General features: G+C 70.2%; 4 protein-coding genes. All 4 read right to left on the reverse strand.

Annotated elements, in window-relative coordinates; genetic code table 11:
• Nucleotides 1-10: 10 nt before the first annotated feature.
• A complete protein-coding gene (locus tag ACFY0U_RS40310) occupies nt 11-18,148 on the reverse strand; it encodes a DEAD/DEAH box helicase family protein (RefSeq protein ID WP_388644764.1) in 18,138 nt (6,045 codons plus the stop codon).
• A gap of 76 nt (nt 18,149-18,224) precedes the next feature.
• Nucleotides 18,225-20,657, reverse strand: a complete 2,433-nt coding sequence (locus ACFY0U_RS40315; protein WP_388644765.1) for a phage portal protein — start codon at nt 20,655-20,657, stop codon at nt 18,225-18,227.
• Nucleotides 20,657-21,022 (reverse strand): hypothetical protein, encoded by a 366-nt coding sequence (locus tag ACFY0U_RS40320; RefSeq protein WP_388644768.1) that lies wholly within the window; start codon nt 21,020-21,022, stop codon nt 20,657-20,659. Before ACFY0U_RS40320 ends, ACFY0U_RS40315 begins: the two co-directional genes overlap by 1 nt.
• Nucleotides 21,023-21,077: 55 nt before the next feature.
• A complete protein-coding gene (locus ACFY0U_RS40325; RefSeq protein ID WP_388644770.1) occupies nt 21,078-21,458 on the reverse strand; it encodes a hypothetical protein in 381 nt (126 codons plus the stop codon).
• Nucleotides 21,459-21,470: the final 12 nt, after the last annotated feature.

Genomic DNA, 21,470 nt, shown 5'->3' on the forward strand with positions numbered 1-21,470 from the left:
CCTCCTCCTTCTATCGGGTGGCGAGCAGGCCGAGGAGGAACGCCCGAAGGTCGTCGTCCTCGTACCAGTCGCCGTTGAACAGGGACAGCAGGGCCCGCGGCAGGACCACGTCCGCCCGGCCCGACTCCGAGTTGCTGAACAGCCGCGCGAACAGCTCATCGACGCTGGAGCGGCGAGCAGCGATCCGGCCCGTGTGAGTGCGGGCGTACCGGTATACCTCCTGGGCGGCCAGAAGGTCCGGCTGCGCCTGCTGAAGGTGCGCCAAGAGGGCGTACGCGGCCGTTCCGAGGCCTCCGTCGCCGAGGTCGGCGACGGACACTGTCCGGCTGTGCGGTTCGTAGCCGCCCGACTCCGCGTCCCGTGCGTGCACGAGACGCCGGTCCGTCGGGGCCAGCCAGTCCCTCGGGATGAACCGCTGCACGTCGTTCAGCGCGCGGGCGGCGTCGCTGTCGCTGCCCGGAGACACGATCAGCGCCGACGAGCCGCCGGGACCCATCTCCCGCACCGACGCCAACGCGTCGGCGACGACGTCGGGCAGCGCGGTCGTGTACGCGGCACGCATCCGGTCCGCCTGCACACGGGCGTCGGCAGCTTCGGCACGCGCGGCCGCCAACTCCAGCACGTAGTCCGGGTTCACGCTGTGGCCGACGGGATGGGCGGCCAGGTCCCGGGCCCTCCGCTCGGTCGTGTCCGCGTACGCGGCTGCCAGGCGCAGGTTGGTGTGCGGGTCGTCGCCGAGATCCGGGAGCGCGCCCGCGAGCCGGGCGTTGATCTCCTGGTCCATGTCGACGCCGGCGGCGCGCAGCGCGGCAAGGTGCCGCATCGCGGTGGCACCGGGGCCACGGTCCGCAGCCCGGTCCGGCGCCCAGCGCATCCCGTCCTGTACGGCCGGGAGTTCTCCGGCGGCCAGGGCGCGGCGCGTCGTGGGCTGGTACCAGCGGGACCGCCGAGACGCCTGCCCGAAACGGCCGGGGGCCGGCATGAGCCGCGCCCAGTGCGCGATGCGCTCACCGAGACCTTCCCCGTCGCCGGGGACAGGGAGATCAGCGGCTTGGGCGATACGGTGCAGCCGCCGCGACTCCGGCCACGACCTCACCCGGGCCACCAGGCGCTCACGGAATCTGCGGAAGGCCTCCGAGTTCCACGCCTGGCGCGCGGCCCGCAGCAAGGCCTGCACCATGGCGACGATGCGGCGGCCGATTCGCATGAGTAGTGCGAGGACCTGCGGAAGCACTCGCTGCTGCGTCGCGGGAGGCAAGTGCCGGACGATCCGTTGGGCGGTCGCCTGCCGGGTCGCATCCATACGACCGGCCAGGACACGCCCCAGCCGCATCGCGTCCTCGTCGCTCAGACCGTCGCCGAAGGCCTGCCGGGCGAGCGCCATCAGAGCGTCGTCGACATGCCGGGCGATGCTCTCCCCGGTCTCGCCGGTACCGTCCCGGCGGGCGGCCGGGGCTCCGATCTGATCCGGGATCATCCGCAGCAGGTCCGCGGCACGGTTCGCCGTGTCCTGCTCGCTCTCACCGTCGAGTGGCTCCAGGTCGTTGATGGTGCGCAGCACCGCCCGGACCGCGGCCGCGCGGGCGCGCAGCCGCTCGGCCTTGAGCCGCTTGAAGACCTGCGACCGCTCCGGGCCGCTGATCCCGGCCGCGTTGAGGGCGTCGACCGCGTCCTGCCGGGCCTGCTGCATGGGCACCAGCAGCGTCTCGCTGGTGACCCGCTCGGCGACCTGCTGCCGCAACTGGTGGATGCTGCCCGCGGGCTCGGTTCCTGCGATGGCCGAGTCGACGACGGCGCGGGCCACCCGGTTGGGGTGCCCGGCCACGATGTCGTCGGCGGACGGCGCCGGGTTCGGGTCACGACGCGGAGCGTCCGCGCCTTCCGCATCAGGCAGTTCGGGGAGCTGCCACAGCGGCTGATCCCCGGGCAGGGTGCGGGAGTGCGTGGCACCGGCGGAGTCCCGCACCGTCACCTGCCGCACCCCGCCGAGGAGATCGTCGATCCCGATGACCGTGTACGCGGAGACGTTGTTCGCGTCGTCCTCGTCGGGCAGAGCGATCGTGTCGCCGACCCCGAGGTCGTTGACCGTGCCCTGCGTCGGACGGGCGTCGCTGTCGCCGCCGGTACGGCCGACGGCCTCGTCCAGGTGGGCAGCGGCGCGGCGGGCCGCGCGCCCGTCCGCAGTGTCCGGGGTCGAAGTGGCGCGCAGCGCGTCAGCCAGACCGGCGGCCTGTCCCGAAGTGACGGGCAGGTCCTGCCCGATACGGGTCACGGCCTGCTGCACGCCCGGGTCGTCCGCGGGCGCGGCGCCGTGGTCGGCGATGGCGTCCCGCTCCTCCGGGGAGAGCTGCGGGTCCACGGTGTCACCGATGACCGGGTCGACCGACTGCGGCTCTTCGAGCACGCTCAGGTCCACGTCGTCCTCGTCGGCCGCGGGCAGCGCCTGCCCATCCTGGCCGACAAGGCGCACCACTGGGTGGTCGGCCGTGGTGTCCAGGTGCTCCACCTCGCCCGTGCGAACGTTGGCGAGGTCGAGCCGTACCCGGTCCCCGTCATCCTCCCGGGACAGCACGGTCACAGCCCGGGGCCCGTTCTCCAAGGTGTCACGGAGGAAGGTGTCGCCCACGTTGAGGTCGCCGACCGTGGTCGGGTCAAGCGTGGCGTCCCCGATGAGGTCCGGCGGGGTGGTGTCGCGCACTTCGCCGACCGCTCGCAGGTCGGTCACCGGGATCGGCTTGATGCCCTCGCGGGTGGCGACCTGCGCGGTGTCGCCGTCGATCTCCTCGACCGTGCCGAGGAGAGTGCCGGCCGGGTCGCTGACGACGTGGCCGTCCCGCAGCCTCTGCCCCTCGGGCGTCCAGCCTGCGGGGCGGGCCGCCCCGCCGTCGGTGACGGTCAATGAAGACGGGGCAAGGCCCGACTCCTCCTTGTCGTCGCCCCAACGTACCGACACCGTCGAGGAGTTCGCGCCGGTGACCACGCCGTCACGGCCGTCGTCGTTCTGCACGAGGCTGCCGGGGAACATACCGCGCCCCGACACGTCTGCGGCAATACGGTCCGAAATTTCCCCGGAGAGAACGTCGCCTTCCGCGCCAGTGACGAGCGAGTTGTCCGCCCTCTCGTTGTCAGGCTCGCCCGTGGCGCGGGCGGCCGAGGCGTCGAGGGGTGTCCACACCGGGGAGCGGTCACCGCTGCTGCCGTCGCGGGTCTCCGAGACGAGCGTCATGAACATCTCTGTGCTGCGTCCCTTGCGGGACACCGCCTTGCGCTGCGGCGCCTGGATGACGTACCCGGACAGGGCGCGCGGCTTGCCCGCACGGGTGGTGCCCTCGATACGGACCACGTCACCGAGCGCGAGATCGCTGACGCTCACCCACTCCGCGATACGGCCACCGATCGGCTCCGGCGCGGGCCGCTCCTCCGGCACGACGACGTCCGAAGTCGGCACGGCCTCCGGTGTCTGGGACGTCGCGGGCACGGAGGTGTCCTCATCCCGCCCGGTAGCCGGCTCAGGCGCAACCTCACCCGGACGTGGGCGGCGCATGGCTCGCGCCCGGACCGGGTCGTCCACCAAGGTCAGGGGCTTCCCGAAACCGTAGAGGTTATCCACCTTGTTGCCGTTGAGGTCGTACCTGCCGCTGTCGCCGTCGTGCTTCGTGTCGGCGGTGTAGTCGCCCAGTACACCCAGAGGGAAGTCGGTTCCACCGCCCACGGAGGTACGAGTGAGGAAGGCAGGGTGTTCGTCGGCGATGATGCCGCGCTCGATGCGGACGTCGCCGAATGGCTCAGCCTCGACGGTGGCGACGTCGTCGCCGACCTGCACGTCGAACGGGCCGTAGACGGGGATGGTGTAGCCGTCCTGCTCCTGACGCTGGCGCCAAGCCGGGTAATACACGTCGAGCTGATCCTCGTCGTCGAGCAGCAGCCGAGCCCGCGTACGCTCGTAGATTCGATCCTCTTCGTCGAACTTGTCCATGAACGCCTTGGCCACAGCGACAGCGAAATTCTCGCCGTCAGGGCCGCGGAAAGCGCGGGCCCGCGCCGGGGCATCGGGGGCGTCCCACGGGAACGGGTTGCCGTCACGGTCCCGGACACCCTCCAGAGCCTCGGTGTAGGCGACGGCTTCCGCCCGGCTGACGCCGGACGGGTCGAACAGCGTCTCCATCGACCCAGGTGCCAGGATGCGCCACTGCAGACCACGGCGGTTGCTGTGCTTGAAAGGACCGATCGCCAGGCGGCCACCGGGGCTCATTTCCAGCTTCTTACTCGCGATCACCTCGTCCAGGCGCTGCCGCATGTCCCAGTTGCCGCGGGGACCAGGTCGGTCGAGTTCGCCAGCGCGCAAGTGCTCGCGGAGGGCAGCGATGTCGTTGAAGCGGGGCTTCGACGCGTCGAACGTGTCGGCCTCCACCTCCGGCTCGTCGACGTCGGTGTCCTCCGCAACCGCAGGAGAGTCAGCCCCGGACTCGCCGGAAGCGGTCCGCTGCTGCTCCTCCCACTCCCACCGGTCGAGGCGCTCGGACTGCCGCTTCTGCTCGCGGAACTGGTTGTAGGTGACACGGCCGCCGTTCTGGTCGAACCACTCGACCAGCTCCTCGGACGCGTACCGGCGCCAGGCGTCGTTGGCGGACAGGAACCCGCCGTTGAAGACGTCGTCCTCGGTGTACCCCTTGCGCTGTCCCTCCTTGTTGAGCATCGAACCGCCACGCATCGCGTTGTCGGCCCGGTTCCGACGCTCCTCGTGCCACACCTGGTACTCGTCGCGAAGCTGCTGGTCCTTCGACAGGCGCTTGGGACGGACAATCTCCTGAGCGACATCCAACTCGCCGAAGCCCAGGGCCTCGTCCATCGCCTTGTTCTCGGCCTCGCGCTCCTCCTCCGTCGCCGGAGGCTCCAGCGGCAGAACGTCACGAAGCTGGTCCGCCGGCGGGAACCGGAGATCCATCTCGGCGGCGTAGCGCCCCCAGTCCTCGGCGTTGAAGCCCTGGTGCGGAAACGACTCAAGTTCGAGGTCCGACAGGATCGACAGATCCTCCGGAAGCGCGGAGCGCTCCTCGCGGACCTCATCGGCCTCGAAGGAGTCCCGAACAGCGCGCATCGCCTCGACCAGGTTGCGGCCCTGCCCGTCACGCCACCCGCGAACGGCAGCCGCGTCGAGATCACCGTTCCAGGAGAACGGCGTACCGTCGGCGTCGACCAGCCGCTCGTACCGGTTGGCGAGCTCGCGGGCGCGGACAGCGCTGTACGCGCTCACCGCGGTGTTGCCCGCACCGCCGAACCCGGCCCCGGTACGGGCGTGGGCGAAGTACCAGAGGGCGGGCTGGCCCTCGGCCAGGGCCTCGTGATCGTCTGTCCACATCACCAGGCCGCCGCCCGCGGATTGCGTCAGCGTCGGATTGTCGGCGAGACGCCGCAGGAAGTCCCGGTGCTCCGGGGTGTCCATACTGGCCGGCAGGTTGCGGCCCGAGCGGTATGCGCCCCGCAGCTCGTCGAGGTCGCTGGAGTCGTCATCGTCCTGGAGGCCGCGGTTGTCGCGCTCCGGGATGTGCGGGAGCCGAGGGCGGCCCGGACCGCCTCCGCCCGGCCGGTTGCGGTCACGACGGTTCCGGCGGCGCCGACGGCCGTCGCGGTCGTCCGCCTCCTCTTCGGCGTCCCCCTCCAAGGTGCCGTCGTCGTCCTCGTCGTCGCGGCCCATGTCCGAGTCGGGTGCACCGCTGTCCTCGTCGCCACTTGTCTCGTCCGGCGCACCATCACGATCCCGGTTGTCGCGGTTCTCCCGGTCCGAGTCGGCTTCGTTCGCCTCGCGCTCGTCCTCCCGATCCTGCGCTTGGTCGTTGGCGTCACCGCTGTCGTCTCGCTCCTCGCGACCCGCCGCGTCGTTGTCCTGAGGGACGCTCAGGCTGGGCAGGCCTCGCTCCCGCATCTCGCGAGCGAAGTCGCGCGCCGCTTCCTCGGGTGTGTCGAATCGCTTCTCGGAGGTCAAGCGGTGTGAAGACGGCCGCCACCAGTAGTACTTGCCTCCCTTGCTCTTGTTGTGCTTCGAGAGAAGACCCTCGATATTGCCGTTGACGTAGATGTTTCGGGGCGCGGTGCTCTTCTTCGGCTTGTCCAGCCAGACGTCGTCTCCGAGGTCGTTGGCCCAGTCGGGTACGTCGGTGTAGAAGCGGTCCGCCGGTTCCAGGGCGTCCGCGTTCGGCTTGCCGGTCTCAGGAGCGTTGTCGTCCCGGTACGGCACTTCGGCGCCCTCAGGAATGGCCACGATGTCGCTCGGGTGGAAGCTCCGCGGCTGGCCCTTGACCCGCCAGTAGCCCTCTCGTTCGGCCGGGCGCTCCACGGTGACGTTCATGTACTTGCGGTCCTGGAGAGTGCCTCTGCGCAGGGCGATCCGGAAGCGGTCCCCGGCCCGGGGCTCGACCCGGTCGCCGTCCACGGCCTGCCAGCCCGCCGGCACGCGCACCTTGGCCGCAAGGCGCTGTTCGTCAGCATCCTTGATCCGGCGCTCCAGGTCAGAGGAGTCCTCGCGCCCCGGGTTGCCCTCCGGCAACCGCTCCACCATCGTCGTCGCGTGGAACATCGCGAACTCGGTTCGGACGGCATCCTTACCGCTGAGCGTGACGTGCGACTCGACCTCGATGCGGACCTGACCGTTGCTGAGCACCGGCGTGACGCCAATGACGCGCCCCACCATGTGCATGGGCTCGTTGTAGGCGGGGTCCGCGGAAACGGTGTGCACCCAGTCGCCGCGCTTGATGTCCGACGCGGGAACCATGTCGCCGCCGTAGCGGGACCGCAGCGCCGCAAAGTCGTCGGACGTGTCCACATCCGGCTGCGTCTGGCCGCCCTCACCGGGGACGGCGGAGGCCGGCGTCGTGTCGCTGTGACGTGCCACGCGTTCGCCGCGCTCGATGGTGTACATGGTGCCGGGCCGCAGTTCGTCGCCCTCCTCACCAACGTACAGGCGCCACGACGGCACCCTCTTGCCGTCACGGGTCGCGGTGCCTGTCTCCGGCTCGGCGAGCAGACGGCCGGACACGGTGACCACTTGCCCCCGGTTGTTGCGGCCCTCGTGCACGGTGATCCGGTCACCCTTGCTCAGGGCGCCTGGCTCGACCGCATCGCCCTCGGCCTGCGCCAGGAGTTCGTCATTGCGGGCCCGCGCCGCTTCCTGCCGCCGCGCCTCCCGCTCAGCGGCGACCTGCTCCTTCTTCGCCCGCTCGTCGGCGAGCTTCCTCTCCTCCCCGGCGATGTACTCCCCGACCGCGGGGGAGTTCTCGTCAGCCACGATCATGCTGTGGGCAGTCGGCATGAAGCCGAACCCGCCGCCGAGCCCGTCCTCGCTGACAACAGCGCCGTATTCGAACCACGTCTCGAAGTCCCTGCCCCGAGAGCGAGCGTCTTCGTTGACGCGGTGATACTCCTCCGAACCCGGCTGGCGGACGATGTCGCCCTTCTTCAGCTCCCCGTACGTCGCCAGGCGCTCCCCCTCGCGGAGCGGAATCAGGCGAGCGGCTGCGTGGTCTGCTGCGATGGAGAAGGCACGCTCAGCGGCATCCCAGTCGGACGAGTCGCCGCCGTGGAACGGCCACATGCTGCGGGCGGCCGTGCCCAGGTTGTCGGATGCCGCTTCCTGGTCTCCAGCGGCGAGGGCTTCCGCTGCCTGCCGCAGGTTGCCCCTGGCGGTGATGAGAGCAGGAGCATCGGGTGCCAGGTCGGCAAGAGCACGCCACTGCGAATCCAGGTCATCCGGAAGGCCCGTGGGTTCTTCCGACGCTGGCCCAACCGGCGTCAGCACTGCAAGCGGGTGGGACTCGTAGCCGCCGTCATCAAGACGGACCATCGCGGCGCTGCCCAGTGGAGGGCGGACCAGAGTGCCGCGCTCTCCGCCCGGCGTGATCACGGCGTCCCCGGCGCCCCAACGGTGGCCACCACTGTTCGAGGGCGGGTTGGAGGCGTCACCGTTCAGCCCCGCGAGGTCGTTGCGGACCTGCTGAGCGTCGAGCTCGACGGAGGCCGGCTCGGCGCCCGACTGCTCGCCCGCGGTCCCACGGTGCCCGTACGGGACCCAGTCCGGGTCTAGGTCACGTGGAATGTCCGTCTCGCCCGGCGGGGGAACGGACTGCCACCCGAACCAGGCACGTTCGGCCTGCCCGTGGAGTTTGTCGGCAGTCCGCTTGAGAACGCCCTGCCGACGGCGGCCTTCGGGGGTAGAGGTGTCGGCGTCGTTCGCGACTGCGGTGAACTCATCGGCAAGGCGGCGCATTTGCCGGTAGTTCAGCCCGTAGCTCCAGCGCTTGGCGGCTTCGCTCAGCTCGGAGTCAGAGGACTTCTCCCACTCCTTGACGAGACGGAAGAACTCCTCGCGCTGCGCCTCGCTGAAGTCGGAGTACCAGACCGGATCGTTGCCCTCCTCGGGCCGCAGGTGCCGCCACGACTTGTCCTTCAGAGGGACGGGCATGTCCCCGTCGTCATTCCGTCCAGCGTCGACCTCCTGGGCGGCCTCTCGGGGAGCGAGCAGCGGATCAGCGGCGGACTCCTTCGACCCACGGCGGGAAAGTCCACCGCGGGCGTCCTGCCCCAGCCAGGTGTTGCCGCGGCGCCGGATCCACCCCAGCACGTTGCCGTCGTCGTCGAGCACCAGGCCGTGGCCTTCTTCCAGGTCCAGGCTGGCCAGCCGGGCACCGTAGAAGAGCTTCAGGCCCTCCGGCGACTGCGCCGACTCCAGATCGCGCTGCCGCTTCTCCTGGCGGGCTGCCTCCTGCGCGGTGGGAGCGTCGTGTTCGGCAGTGCGCGTCTCACCGGGCAGGGACAACTGACGGGGCTCGTACGTCCGCGGCGCTCCGCCGCCGTCGAGGACAATGACCTCCCCGTCCTCGGCGAGGATCACGCGGCCTTCACCGTTCGGGGTGACCGCCCAGTCGTTCAGCTTCCACTGGTGGGCGGCAGAGCCTGTCCCTGCTCCCGGGGAAGGCTCTGCCGGGGAGGGGGATTCGTTCCGGTCGGCGGTAGACGGGTTCTCCTCGCTGTCGACCGGCTCAGGTGCGGCAGGCGCGGCGGTCTCGGAGTCGTCGGCGCGCGGCGCGGGGGCCTGCTGCTCGTCGGGAGCGGGGGTGTTCGCGTCCTGCTCGGGACCACCGAGCCGGAACTCGTCCGCCGGACGGTAGAAGAGCTCGGTGCCCTCCTGCGTGACGACGCGGACGCGGCCGCGGCCCGTCTTGTTCGGCGGTTCGGCCACGGTGTGCGTACGCCCGTCGGCGTCGGTGAACCGGTCGCCCTGCTGGAGCTGGTCCGCTCGGCGGAGCTCAGCGTCCTGCAGATCGCTGGTGTCACGACCTTCGGCGTCGGCGAACATGTCTGGGGTGCCGAAGACATCGTCGGGCCGGTCCAGCGGGTTGTTCGGGTCGGCCGCCGTGCTCGGGCCAGCCGGGGCGGCCGGCGTGGAGAACAGGCCGTCGTCCTCGCCACCTTCGCCTTCGACCTGGTCGCGGGTCAGGTCTGCCCAGTTGCCGCCGGGGCCGCTGCGCTGCGGCGCCGGCTTCTTGGCGGGCTCCCGCTCCGGGCGCTTCCCGGCCCGACGGTCCTTCTCCGCCTCCAGCGTCGTCAGCCGGGTCTTCGCGGCACCCGTGAGAGGGCCGTGCGTCATCTCGTGCTCGATGAGCGCCACGATCTCCGCCTGCAGGGCCTCCGGGGACATGGCCCGGGGGCTGTCCGCGCCGACGGGCGGCTCCGGGGTCTCGTCACCGTCGTCGCCCTGCGGGACCTCAGGCCCCTGTCCGTTCGGCGGCTCGGAGCTACCGCCGGAGCCGGTGCCGCCCCCGGCGGGACGGATGTCCTGCAAGTCCTCGTCGACCTGATCGCGGTCCAAGGTCACCGTGCCGGCTGCGCCGGTCCTCGAGGACTCGCCCCGCTCGTTCACCGTGGACGTACCGGACCAGGCGCGGGGCGTACGAGCAGCGCCCTCCGGCCGGAGCTCGGCGAGCTCGCGCTCCACGTCCTCCGCGTCCAGGGTGACGGAGTCGTTGACCGCGTTCAGAGCGGCGGCCGCGGCAACCTCGTCGATCTCCTCCTCACGACGGTCCTCGATGCCGAGATCGCTCTTCAACTCGGCCACTCGCTGCTGAGCCTTGAGGTAGCCCTCGTCGTTCGGGTCGACCTCGCGGCCCTTGTAGGCCTTCAGCTTCTCGTTCGCGGTGATCAGGTTCGACAGCAACGCGACACGGCGCTCCTTGGAGCGCAGGCGCTCGCCGTACGGCGAGGTACCGCCCAAGCCGCGCTTGGCGCGGGCCCGCTCGTCCTGCGCAACCTCCAGGCTCTGCTCGGCGTCGGCGATGGCGTCGTCGAGGTTGGCCAGGCGACGTTCCAGGGAGGCGAGGAGGCCGCGCCCGGACGCGTCGTCGAGCTGGCTGGGCGTGTAGACGCCGCGGGTGTCCGGCTCGGCCGGGTGCTCCCAGTTCGGCCAGTCGAAGCGGAGCTTGACGACGCGGTTGCCGAACTGGTCGTGGCCGATTTCGGCGTGGAAGTCGTGCCCGCCGAGCCAACCGAGCGGCACCCGGGCGCCGTCCTGCAGCCGCATGTTCCGGGCGGCATCCCGGACCTTCTGGGCCAGTTCGTCGTAGACGTCGGCCCGCTGGTCGAACTCGTTGTCGCCAAGCCGGATACGGAAGTTGTCGCCGGTGACGTCCTCGCGACGGTCCAGGGCATCCCGCCAGGCGGGCAGCACCGCGGCGAGGTCGGCGATGATGCCGTCGGCCGCCTGGACCGTACGACGGCGGGTGTCCTGGTCCCGGTGCCAACTCCGGTCCAGACGCTGCAGGTCGACGACGTCGGCGCCCGCCTGGGCGTAGTCCATGACGGTCATGTCGCCGGTGGCGATGGCCTTCATCTGGCCGAACGACACGGCGATGTCGCCGATGTCCTCCATCTCGCGCGCGTCGAAGTCCTTGCGGTCCATCTGCGCGATGAACCCGGCCTTGCGCTCCAGAGTGCCGAGCTTGAAGGCATCGAACGTCTCCTCGGTGACGTACGAGATGATCCGGACGTCGTCCGCGGTGCCGGGAATCCCCGGCATGTTCAGGTTGCCCTGCCGCTCGATACGGCCCTCGCGCTGCGCCATGTCAGCCGGCCGCCACGGGAAGTCCATGTGGTGCAGGGCGACGGCACGCGCCTGGATGTTGGTGCCCGTGCCCATCTTCTCCGTGGAGCCGATGAGCACCGCGATCCGGCCGTTGCGGGCGTCCTCGAACAGCTTCGCCTTGGCCTTGTCCGTCTTCGCCTCGTGGATGAAGCGGACCTTGTTGGCCGGGACCCCGGCCGCGACGAGCTCCTCCTTCATGTGCGCGTAGGCGTCCCACGCGTTCTTCGCCGTCGACCCGGGCGTGCCCGCATCCATGAAGACGATCTGGAGAGAGCCGGGAAGCTTCTGCGGGGTGAGGTCCTCGTCGGAGACCGGGTAGACCCGGTCCTTGTTCTCCGCGTAGATCTCGGCGATCTTCCCGACGGCGGCGGCGATCTTGCCGCCTTCCTCGCCGTCGCCGCCGACGAGCCTCATGTCGATCGCGGCACGGGAGGCCAGGCCGATCGCCTTGAGCACTCCCCCCTGCTTGCGGACCCACTCCTGATTGGGCAGCGCGGTGACGAATGCTTTCTGCTCGGCCGAGATCGGCACCGTGACGACCTCGCCGCGCTTGCCGTCCGCGCCCTCGCGCACCTTCGGGGTGGGCAGGTTGAGGTCCTTGGCGGTCTGCACGTCGACGGCGAGCCGGTACATGCGCAGCAGCTCGGCCGCGTTGTGGAAGCGGGCGAACCGGGCCTTCATCCGGAAGCCGGACCCGTCGGGGGCCAACTCCAGGTTCTGGACGATCTCGCCGAACGTGGCGGCCCAGGAGTCGAAGTCGTCGACGCCGGCGGCTTCGAGGATGTCCGGGCGCAGGAAGCGCTGCATGATGTACGCCTCGGTCACCGAGTTCGCGATCGGCGTGCCCGTGGCCAGGGTGACGACGCGTCCGCTCTCGTTGTGCTCCCGCAGGTACTCGATCTTCATGTGAAGGTCGGAGGCCCGCGCGGACCCGGCGATGGCGGCACCCTCGATGTGCGAGGCAGTGGCCAGGTTCTTGTAGCCGTGGGCCTCGTCGACCATCAGGTAGTCGATGCCGGTGTCTTCGAAGCTGACCGCACCCTGGTCCTTCTTCGTGGCCAGCTTCTGCTTCAGCTTCTCCTCGTTGCGTTTGAGGGTCTCCTGGAGGCGTTTGAGGGTGAGCGACTGGCCCGACCGGGCCTTGGCGTTCTCGATCGCCGCGGAGAGCTTGTCGAGCTCCTGCCGCATGTAGGCCTCTTGGGCTTCCACGCGCATGGGGATCCGCTCGAAGGCGCCCTGCGTGAGGATGACGGCGTCCCACTCGCCCGTCGCGGCCTTGGCGACGAACCGGCGGCGCTTCTTGCCGGTGAGGTCCGCGGAGGAGGCGGTGAGCAGCTTGGCGTCGGGGTACAGCTCCAGGTACTCGCGCCGGAACTGCCCGAGCATGTGGTTCGGGACGACGATGGCGGGCTTACGGGCCAGGCCGGTACGGCGGAGCTCCTGGGTACCCGCGACCATCGTCGCCGTCTTGCCCGCGCCGACGACGTGGGCGAGCAGCACCGACTTCTCGCTGACGATCCGGCGGATCGCCGCGTTCTGGTGCGGCCGCATGGTCCACTCGGCGTTTGCGCCGGGCAGGGCCAGCGGGGAGTCGTCGAACTCCCGCATCACCAGGTTGTTGAACTTGTCGTTGTAGACCCGGGCTAGGCGCTGGGAGCGCTCCGGGTTCTCCCACACCCACTCGGAGAACCGGTCGGCCATCTCCTTGGCCTTGGCCTGGGCCTCGCTGGTCGCGTCGTCGTCGGTGACGGTGACCTTCTTGCCGCCGACCTCGGTAGTGCGGGTGACGGTGATGGTGCGCTGTTCGAGGAGCGCCTTCGCGACATCCGGGGCGGGCTTGGCCTTGGTGCCCCAGTCGGAGGTTGCGGCGATGCCGGTACGGGGGCCCTCGACCTCCCACACGGAGCCGCCACCGTGCTCGGCGCGGACGTTCTTCGTGCCGAGGATGTGCTGGAGGAACGCCGTGATGTCCGTCTCTGGAATCCACGGGGCGCCCATCTTGACCTTGATCTCGGACGGGTCGAGATCGCGGGGGATGACGTTCTTCAGGGCGGCGACGTTCGCCCCGAACCTCGGGTCGGCGCTGGCCGCCGCTTCGGCGAGGGCCAGTTTCTCTCGGACGTTCCCGGACAGGTACTCGCCGCGGGAGACGAGCCGGTTGGTGCCGGGCTCGTCGAACGCGAGCGGGCCGATTTCCTCCCGCAGCGCCACCAGGTCCGTACGACCGAGCAGGCGGGCGATCGTCGGCAGGTGGAGTTCGCCGCCGTCGAGTTCCTGCGCGAGGGCGATGGCCTGCTCGGGGCTGTCGGCCCGGTCGGCGATCTCGCGGGGCGCGAGCACCCGCTGGGTGAAGATGTCAGCCTTCTTGGCGGACTTCGCGGTGTCGTCCCACTTGTCGAGGCCGAACACCACGGCGCTGGCCGGGTCGTCCTCGAACAACTGCATCGCGGCCGGCTGCTTCCACGCGGCCGGTACGTCCTTGAGGCCTTCGGCCTTCGCCCGGTCCTTCGCCTCCTGGGGGCTGAAGAACCGGGTCTGGCCCGGCTTGTCGATCGGACCGTGCTGAGCAACGTAGGCGTCGTACGCCTCGTTCAGCTCGCGGCGCACGGCCCGCATCTGGTCGGTCTCGCCGGTTTCGCGGGTGGAGCCTTCGAGCCGGAGGAGGCGGTTGGTCAGGTCGCGCAGGCCGACCAGCTTGCGCAGCTGCTCCTGCTGGGTCGGGTGGACGTCGAGCGGGACGACCGCGCCGTCTTCGACCTGGGTGAACCTGCCGTCCGAGAGAATGACGACGGAGCCTTCGTGCTTCTCACCCGCGAGTTCGAGGTTCCGCTCGACAGCGTTGATCTCGGGCACATACCGCATGCGGCCCTCGCGCTGCCCGCCGAACGAGCTGCTGCGTATGCGTTCCAGTGCGGCCTTAAGGGCGGGGCCGGTGGTGTTCTTGTCTCCGATCACGGTCAGGTCGTGGTCGGAGAATTGGCCGTGCCCCGTGGTGAGCTCACCGAGGATGTTCCGCGGGTTCTGCTGGAAGTAGTCGTTGACGGCGATCTCGTGGCCGTTGACGTTCGTCTTCGACGACCGCACCCACGACATGTCGATGTTGTGTGTGTGCTCGTCGTCGAAGCGTCGGCGGAAGACGAGGATGTCGGTCACGACACCGGTACCGGCCGCGTCCTGGTGTGCGCCGGCCGGGAGACGGACCGCACCGACCAGGTCGGCCATGTAGGACATCTGGCGACGCGCAGTCTCGTCCTCGCCGTCCATCGTGTAGCGGCTGGTGACGAGTGCGACGAGGCCGCCGGGGCGGACCTTCTTCAGGCTCTTGAGGATGAACGTGTCGTGGATCGAGTGCTTCAGGTCGGGGTTGACCTGCTCGTCGTACATGGGGAACCGGCCGAACGGCACGTTGCCGATCGCCATGTCGAAGTGCCCGTTGGGCATGCGGACGTCGCCGAACGAGTCGTTGATGATCCGGGCGTCCGGGTAGAGGAGCTGGGAGATTGCCGCGGTGGTCGGATCCAGCTCGATGCCGGTCATCCGCGCGTTCTCGGGGGCGGCGCCGATGAAGTTGCCGGAGCCCGAGCCCGGCTCCAGGACGTTGCCGCCGTTGAACCCGAGCTCGCGCACCAGGTGCCACAGCGGCTGTACGAACTCAGAGTCCGTGTAGTGCGCGTTGAGCGTGTTCGCCTTGGCGGCGTTCCACTCCTCGTCGTTGAGGAGTTCCCGCACGGTCGCCCGCTCTGTGGCGAACGACTCCCACTTCTTCAGGGCGCGGGCGTACTTGGCGGGGTCGGGGTTGCCGTCGGCGTCCCGGAACGCGCCGTCCGTCGGCTCCGGCTTGTCGGCCAGGACGATCGGGAGGGCGCCCCAGCCGGACCAGCGGGCCAGGATCTTCTGTTCTTCCGGCGTCGCCGGCCGGTTCTCGGCCTGGATCTGCCGGAGTGTCGTGACGGCCGCGACGTTCGCGCGGGCTCTGGCCTTCTCACCCGAAGGAGCCAGATCCTTCTGGGACTTCGGGCGGAAGGACGGTGCAGCTACAGCCTGCCGTGATCCGGAAGCTCGGCGTTCTCCATCCCGGGCTCGGCCGGCAGGAAGATCTGCTCGGCCATCACCTGTTCGCGGGCTTGCTGCATTGCCTGCGTCCTGGCCGCCACCCGGTCCACGAACTTCTCGCTTGTCTGACCCTTCAGAATCTGCTGCGTCCGGGTCGTGATCTCCTGACTCGCCAGCATCCCGAGAGTCGCGAAGAAGGTCTCCTTCTCCTCCTCCGTCCCCAGCTCCGCGTACGCCGCTGGCCGGAACGTCTCCCAGTGCTTCCTGGCGATCCGCCCGAGCTTGTTCACTGCCACTGCTGTTGTCTCCCGTGGTGGTGGTGTCGGGGGCGGACTGATTATCCGCCCCCGGCGTGGCGGGCGCGGCGGCGGGCTTGGCCGGGCGCTCCTTCTTGTTGTCGCGGCGGCTCTTCAGGGTGGCGTCCAGCCGCTGCCCGTGGCGCCCGGCGCGGTCGCGGATCGCTTCGAGGACGGGGCGGCCCTTGCCGTACGGGTCGCGTCCCGGCTCGTCGTCGAGCGTGGCGAGGATGGCTTCCGCGGAGCGCTGCAGTTCGCGGCTGGCCTGGACGCGCTGGCGGATGCCCGTGGTGGCCGCGAGGCGGCGGAAGCCGGTGTTGAGTTCTGCCGTGAGCGGCCGGTCCTGGCCGTTGGCCAGGTCACGAGCGAGGCTGGTGCCGTTCCATTCGCCCTGCAGGGCGGCGATCTCATCCTTCGCCTGGACGTACGTCTTGCCCTCGTCCCCGTACGGGGCATCCGGCTCGTCGCCGGACTCGTCGGTCTCCGAAGCCGTCCCCGGGGCATCCTGCTGCTGCTCGTCGACGTCGGTCGGGGCCGTCACCTCAAGGGTGTTCGGCTCGTCCCCCTGGTCGCGGTCGGCGGACGCTTCCGGCACGTCGACGTGCGGGGCGTCCTCGGGTACACCCGCCGAGGCGGGGTCGTGCGGGGCGTTGGGAGCACGGAGCCGGTCTTCGTCGCGACGGACTTCAATCTGGCGGCCGTCGTCAGCGAACCCTCGAACGAGGGTGTCGACGGCCAGGGCGCGGGTCACCGGGCGGGTGTTGGCCGTGGTGACGTACGCCTGGGCGCCGCCGGACCAGACGAAGCCGGCCTTGCGCATCCGCTTGTGCATGTCGGGGTCGTCCCGATCGACGCCGTGGACCAGAGCGCGGCTCGGCGAGTACTGGATCCAGATCGGATCCTTCTGGCCGTCCGGCTGGGCGGCGAGGGTGTGCTGCCGTGCGGCGTTGACGGCGAACTCGGTCTCCGTACGACCGCTGACGTGCCGGTTGTCCATGTCGCCGACGTACGCGGAGCGGCGGGTGTTGCGGTCGAACACGGACTGGCCGGTGGCGATGCGCTTGCCGTCCGGCCCGTACACGTTGGTGCCGTCCTCGCCGCGGGCCATGCGGTAGCCGGGGAAGCTGGCAAGTTCAGTGGCGTCGTCGGGGACGTCGTTCTCGTGGCGGCCCGGCTCGTGGCTGGTGCGCCCCGACGTGGTCTCCCGCATCCGCTTCCCGGCGGGAGAGGCAAGGCGTTCGCCGATGCCGTCGCTGTCCCAGTTGAACGGCTGACCGTTGTCGTCGCGGTAGTCGCGGTACGTGTGGGCCCGCGCGATGGCGTCGGGCTTGCCCTGGTCGGAGGGCAGGATGGCGATCGGGACGGATGTGCCCGTGTGGAAGACGGTCCAGCGCTCCTTGCCCCGGACGTCCAACTTGCCGATGAGGAAGCCGTCGACGACCTGCGGGTCCATGACGAGGTCGGCGCGCTGCCGGGCCACGGCCTCGCGCTGCTGCCGCTCGTTGTAGGTCTCGCGCACGCGCGGTACGTCGGGGTTGGTGCGCCAGTGGTCGAGGACCTGGGCGACCGTGGCCAGGCGGCCCCCGTCGCCCTCCTGCTGTTCAGGGGTGTCCTGTTGTTCGTCGTCGGTCGGCTCGCCCTGACCGGCAGACTGCTCCTCTTCCTGGCCGTCGTCGCCGAGCTGCGGCTGTTCGACCTCCGGCTTGGGCTGCGCCTGGTCCTGGCGCTCGCTGTCGTCGCGGGGGGAGTCGTGGTCGCGACCGCGCGCGATGGCGGCATCGATGCCGTCTCGGCCGTCGGCCATGCCGAGCCGGTCGGCGACGTACGGCGCGTCCCAGTTGAAGGGGCGATCGCGCTCGTCGCGGGCCTCCTCCAGCTCGTTCGCGAAGTGCAGGGCGTCGGGCTTCGAGCGGAACCCGGCCTGGTGGGTCATGATCGTGCCCGACCCGACGTGGTACACGTCCCACTTGCCGTTGCCATGCCGGGTGACCAGGAAGTTGCCGTCGGACGAGAGCTGCGACGTCCGGGCGAAGTCCATGCCGCGGGTGGCCGAGTAGGTGTCGAGGCGGACCTGGGCCCGCTCCTGCTTGGAAGCGCCTCGCAGGTGCACCCCGTTGTGGGTGCGCGGCGGGCGCTTCCATCGCGGGTCCTTGGTGCCCGACTCCAAGTGGTTGCGGGCGGTGACGAGGCTGGTGAACCGCGGAGCCTTCTTCGGCTCCACGTCGTCCTTGGGCTCCTCCTCGTCGTCCTCGCCGATCGGCTCGCCCTCGTCGTCCGTATCGTGCGGGGCGTCCGAGGAGTCCGGGTCACCGTTGTCGTCGGCGTCGACGCCGTCGCCGCGGCGAGGGTCGGCGTCCCGCCGCTCCTCCTCCGCCTGCACCTTCTCCTTGCTCTTGGTGGGGGCAGTGCCGTCCGGGCGGGCGACCATGGTCAGGCGGGATGTCTGGATGGGCCTTGGGTTGCTGCCGTTCAGGTCGGAGATCTGAACCTTGGTCTGGGACAGGGCCCGTACGACGCGGGCGAAGCCGCCGCCCCAGATCCGAGCGATGCCGCCGGTCTCAATGAACCGCCCCTTCGAGTCGCGGGGGTGGAGTTCCTCCCGCCACGGTCGGCGGGCGCGCTTGGTCTCGAAGACTGAGGCGAGAGCGTTGATGATCCGGTTCTGCATGCGGCGGACCATGCACACCGGTGATGGTTAGCGTCGCGTGCTCACTGCCTCGGGAAATGCGGCTCGGCGATCCGTCTCACAGCTCTCCTGACGGCGCGGTGCGATAGCGCAGGCGACAACGGCAGTTCACGGTCAGGGAGCGGGGGGCGAGCGGGTCGCCGGGGAACCGCACCGGCCAGCCCTCCATTTCGAAGGGCTGCTTCACGGGCATCGTGACGCCCTCGGCCGCGGCGTGCGCGGGGCGAACACGGTCGTCGCGGCGGGTCTGCCACGTGCGTTCGACGTCCGGGCCGGTAGTGGCCGCCACGGCGTCGACCGCGCCGTTCACGGTGGCTGTGGCGGCGGACTCGGCGACGCGGTCGATCACGTCGGCAGTCGGAAGCATCTCCTGTGTGACCAGATCGATCAGATCACTGAGTTCGGCACCAGCATTCTGGGCTTCGTCCAGCTGCAGTTCCAGGTGGCGGTGGAAGGCGCGCACCGTGTCGGCGGCGACGGCCGCCGCGGTCAGCACGGCGGCACCGATGCCGGCCGACGCGGCGCCGTCGACGCTGCTGCCGAAGGCGTCCGCCGCCCCGTTCGCCATCACCCCTGCGAGGCGGGTGAGGACGGGCGTCAAGGTGGCGATGACCTCGTCCTGCCACTTCTCGGCGCCTACGACCTTGTCCATGTCCATGGGCTTGCTGCCGCCGCGGGTATCGGCCGGCCCGTCGTCGAGCCAGTATCGGGTGCCCTTACGGGCTTTCGGTGACCGAAGCCGTGCGGTGATGACGCCCTCCTGGCGCGCGAAGAGCGCAGCGAGAGCTGCCTCCACCGCGGTGCGGGCCCGATCGAAGTCCCCGTCGGCAACGCTGAATTCGCTGACCACGGGCAGGGCCTTGGACTCCATGCGCCGGGCCTCTTCGACGGCGGCCGCGGCAGGCCCCTCCTCGGGCATGACGTCCATGCCAGCGCGGGCTTCCTCCACGGCGGCCGCCGCGGCACCCGGCTGGGCGTCCTGCATGGTCGCGCGGGCCTCCGCCACGGCCGCGGCCGCCGGACCTTGGTCATTACCCCCGGCAATGCCCGGAGTCTCGCCGAGCGCTTCGGCTACAGCCTGCGCTGCGGCCCCTTCGCCCTGCGGCTGCCCCGGCTGCTGCGGTGCGTTCGGGCCCGGGACGACTCCGGCACCGCCAACGCCCTGCTCCGGCCCCGCGGAGATACCGAGCGCGGCCGCGTCGCCGGGGACGAGTGGAACGGGCGCCTTCTGCGGTGAGATCCACAGGGCGCGGGTGTGCGGGTTGCCGTACGGGGCGAATCCGGCGAGCTTGCGGTACTCGTCGACGCTGATGAGGCCGGCGTTCCACTCCTCGCGGGCCTCCGCGCGCCGCTTCCGCCGGGGCAACTCCAACACTTCGACCGTCGACGTGTCGTAGCGCACCCGCATGTCGTCGCCGGCGTCCTTCTCGAACGCGTTGGCGATGAGCTCCAGGTGGCCGAGCTCGGTGTGCAGCCAGAAGCCGAGCTCCTCCTGCTCGGCATTGTCGAAGGTGCGGCCGCTCGCGTTGCCCGTGACGGACTCGGGTACGCCGAACGCGCCGAGGATCTCCAGCTTCGCGTTGGCGGAGGCGTGCTCGTAGTTCATGTCGCGGGGCTTGGCCGCGGTGTCGACGTAGCTCATGCCGCCAGGCCCGGCGGCGATCACCGACAGGTGACCGGCGAACTCTGCTCCGGGGAGGAACCGGGACTCGAGCCGGTCCATCTCCTGCGGGTTCAGGGTGGTGGCGTCGACCGCCATCACACCGCCGGGGCGCGCGTCGTTCTTGATGAACATGACGTTGTAAAGCCGCGACAAATGGTCCAGGTCGACGCTGATCCCGGCGGCCTCCAAGGGGGTGATGCCGCTGAACGGGTCGGTTGGGTGGGGGTCTCTGAGCCACAACACCCGCTCGGGCGGGAGTTCACGGATGACGCCCTCGCGGGTCGTGAACTCGAAGTGGGAGAGGTAGTCGCCCTTCGGATCCGGGATGGGCAGGACTCTGTCGGGAGGGAGGAGATCGAGCCGGGTGAGGGTGCCGGCACGACTGCGGGTCTTCTCCACGAACGCGCCCCGCTTGGACAGCAGGATCTGCGCGGAGAGCCGCTTGCGGAACATTCGGCCGGTCTCCAGCGGGTTCGCCTGCCCGTTGAGGAGCCGCAGCAGCGGATGGTCGGGGAAGGTCTCCTCGAACTCGCCTTCCTCGGTGAGGCCACGGCCGATTTCCAGGGGGAGCCGCGAGGCGTGTTTGCCGATGGTGTCGATGGCTTTGAACACCCAGACGACGCGCTCGTACCCGTCGGTGATGACACGGTCCATGTCCCAGCCGTCCGCGCGGCCCTCGGTGCCCCAGACGTTGCCGGTACCGGCGTACATCGTCGACGTGTACGCGCCGCCCCCGGACCAGGAGATCGTCTTCGTCTCAGGCTCGGGAGCCTGCGGGGCGCTCGTGAGTAGGGAGCGCAGCGCGGGCAGGAATCGGCGGTTGACCATCAGCGCACCTCACCCGAGGTAAGCCACAGGCCTGCACTGATACCGAGCGCGGACACCGCGGCAAGGCCACCAATGGGGGTGAGCGTCCAGATCACGGCCAGCCCGAGGGCCGCGCCCGCGACGGTGCAGAAGGTACCGGCCCTGAGCGCCATCCGGCTCGGGCGGGGTCTCCGGTACAGCGTCCATGCGCCGGAGCCGAGGAGCACCAGGGCGACGAGGCCGGTGCCGACGAGGCGGTGGACGGCGAACGCGGCGGTGACGAGACCGAGCATCCCGGCGGCCACCAGGAGCAGCCCGGCCAGTTCGCGAGCGAGCCGCGCACCGGCACGGTGGCGGCCGGGATTGTCCTTGGGTGTCGTGTTCACCCGGCGGAAGCTAGGAACGCCTCCTGGTTAACGTCGCGTGGTCGCCGACCAGGCCTTACATGTGCGGGCGGGAAACGCCGGCGACGTACGCCTTGAGGCCGTACCGGCTGTAGGTGCCGCCCTTGACGAGCTTCGCGCCAGGGGGCGGGGTCGGGGCGGCCTTGCGCTTCGCGCGCACCGACTGGTCCCCGCCGATCAGATGCCGGTTGTCGACGAGGGCTTCGCAGTCCTCTCTGGAGACTTCGGCGAAGGGACGGCGGCAGCTCTTGCAGTAGGTGTCCAGGGCGTCGATGCGCTGCTCGGTCTTCGTCTTGAAGGAGCCGCGGAAGTCCGCGACGCGGGCGACGGCCTCTTCGACGACGATTTCAGCGGCGACAACCCAGGTGTGGGGGTGCTTGGTTGCGGTGGTGGAACGGGACGTGGACTCGTCGGTCACGTGCAGGTCTCT

This window comes from Streptomyces sp. NPDC001536 (assembly GCF_042894505.1).
Taxonomy (GTDB): domain Bacteria; phylum Actinomycetota; class Actinomycetes; order Streptomycetales; family Streptomycetaceae; genus Streptomyces.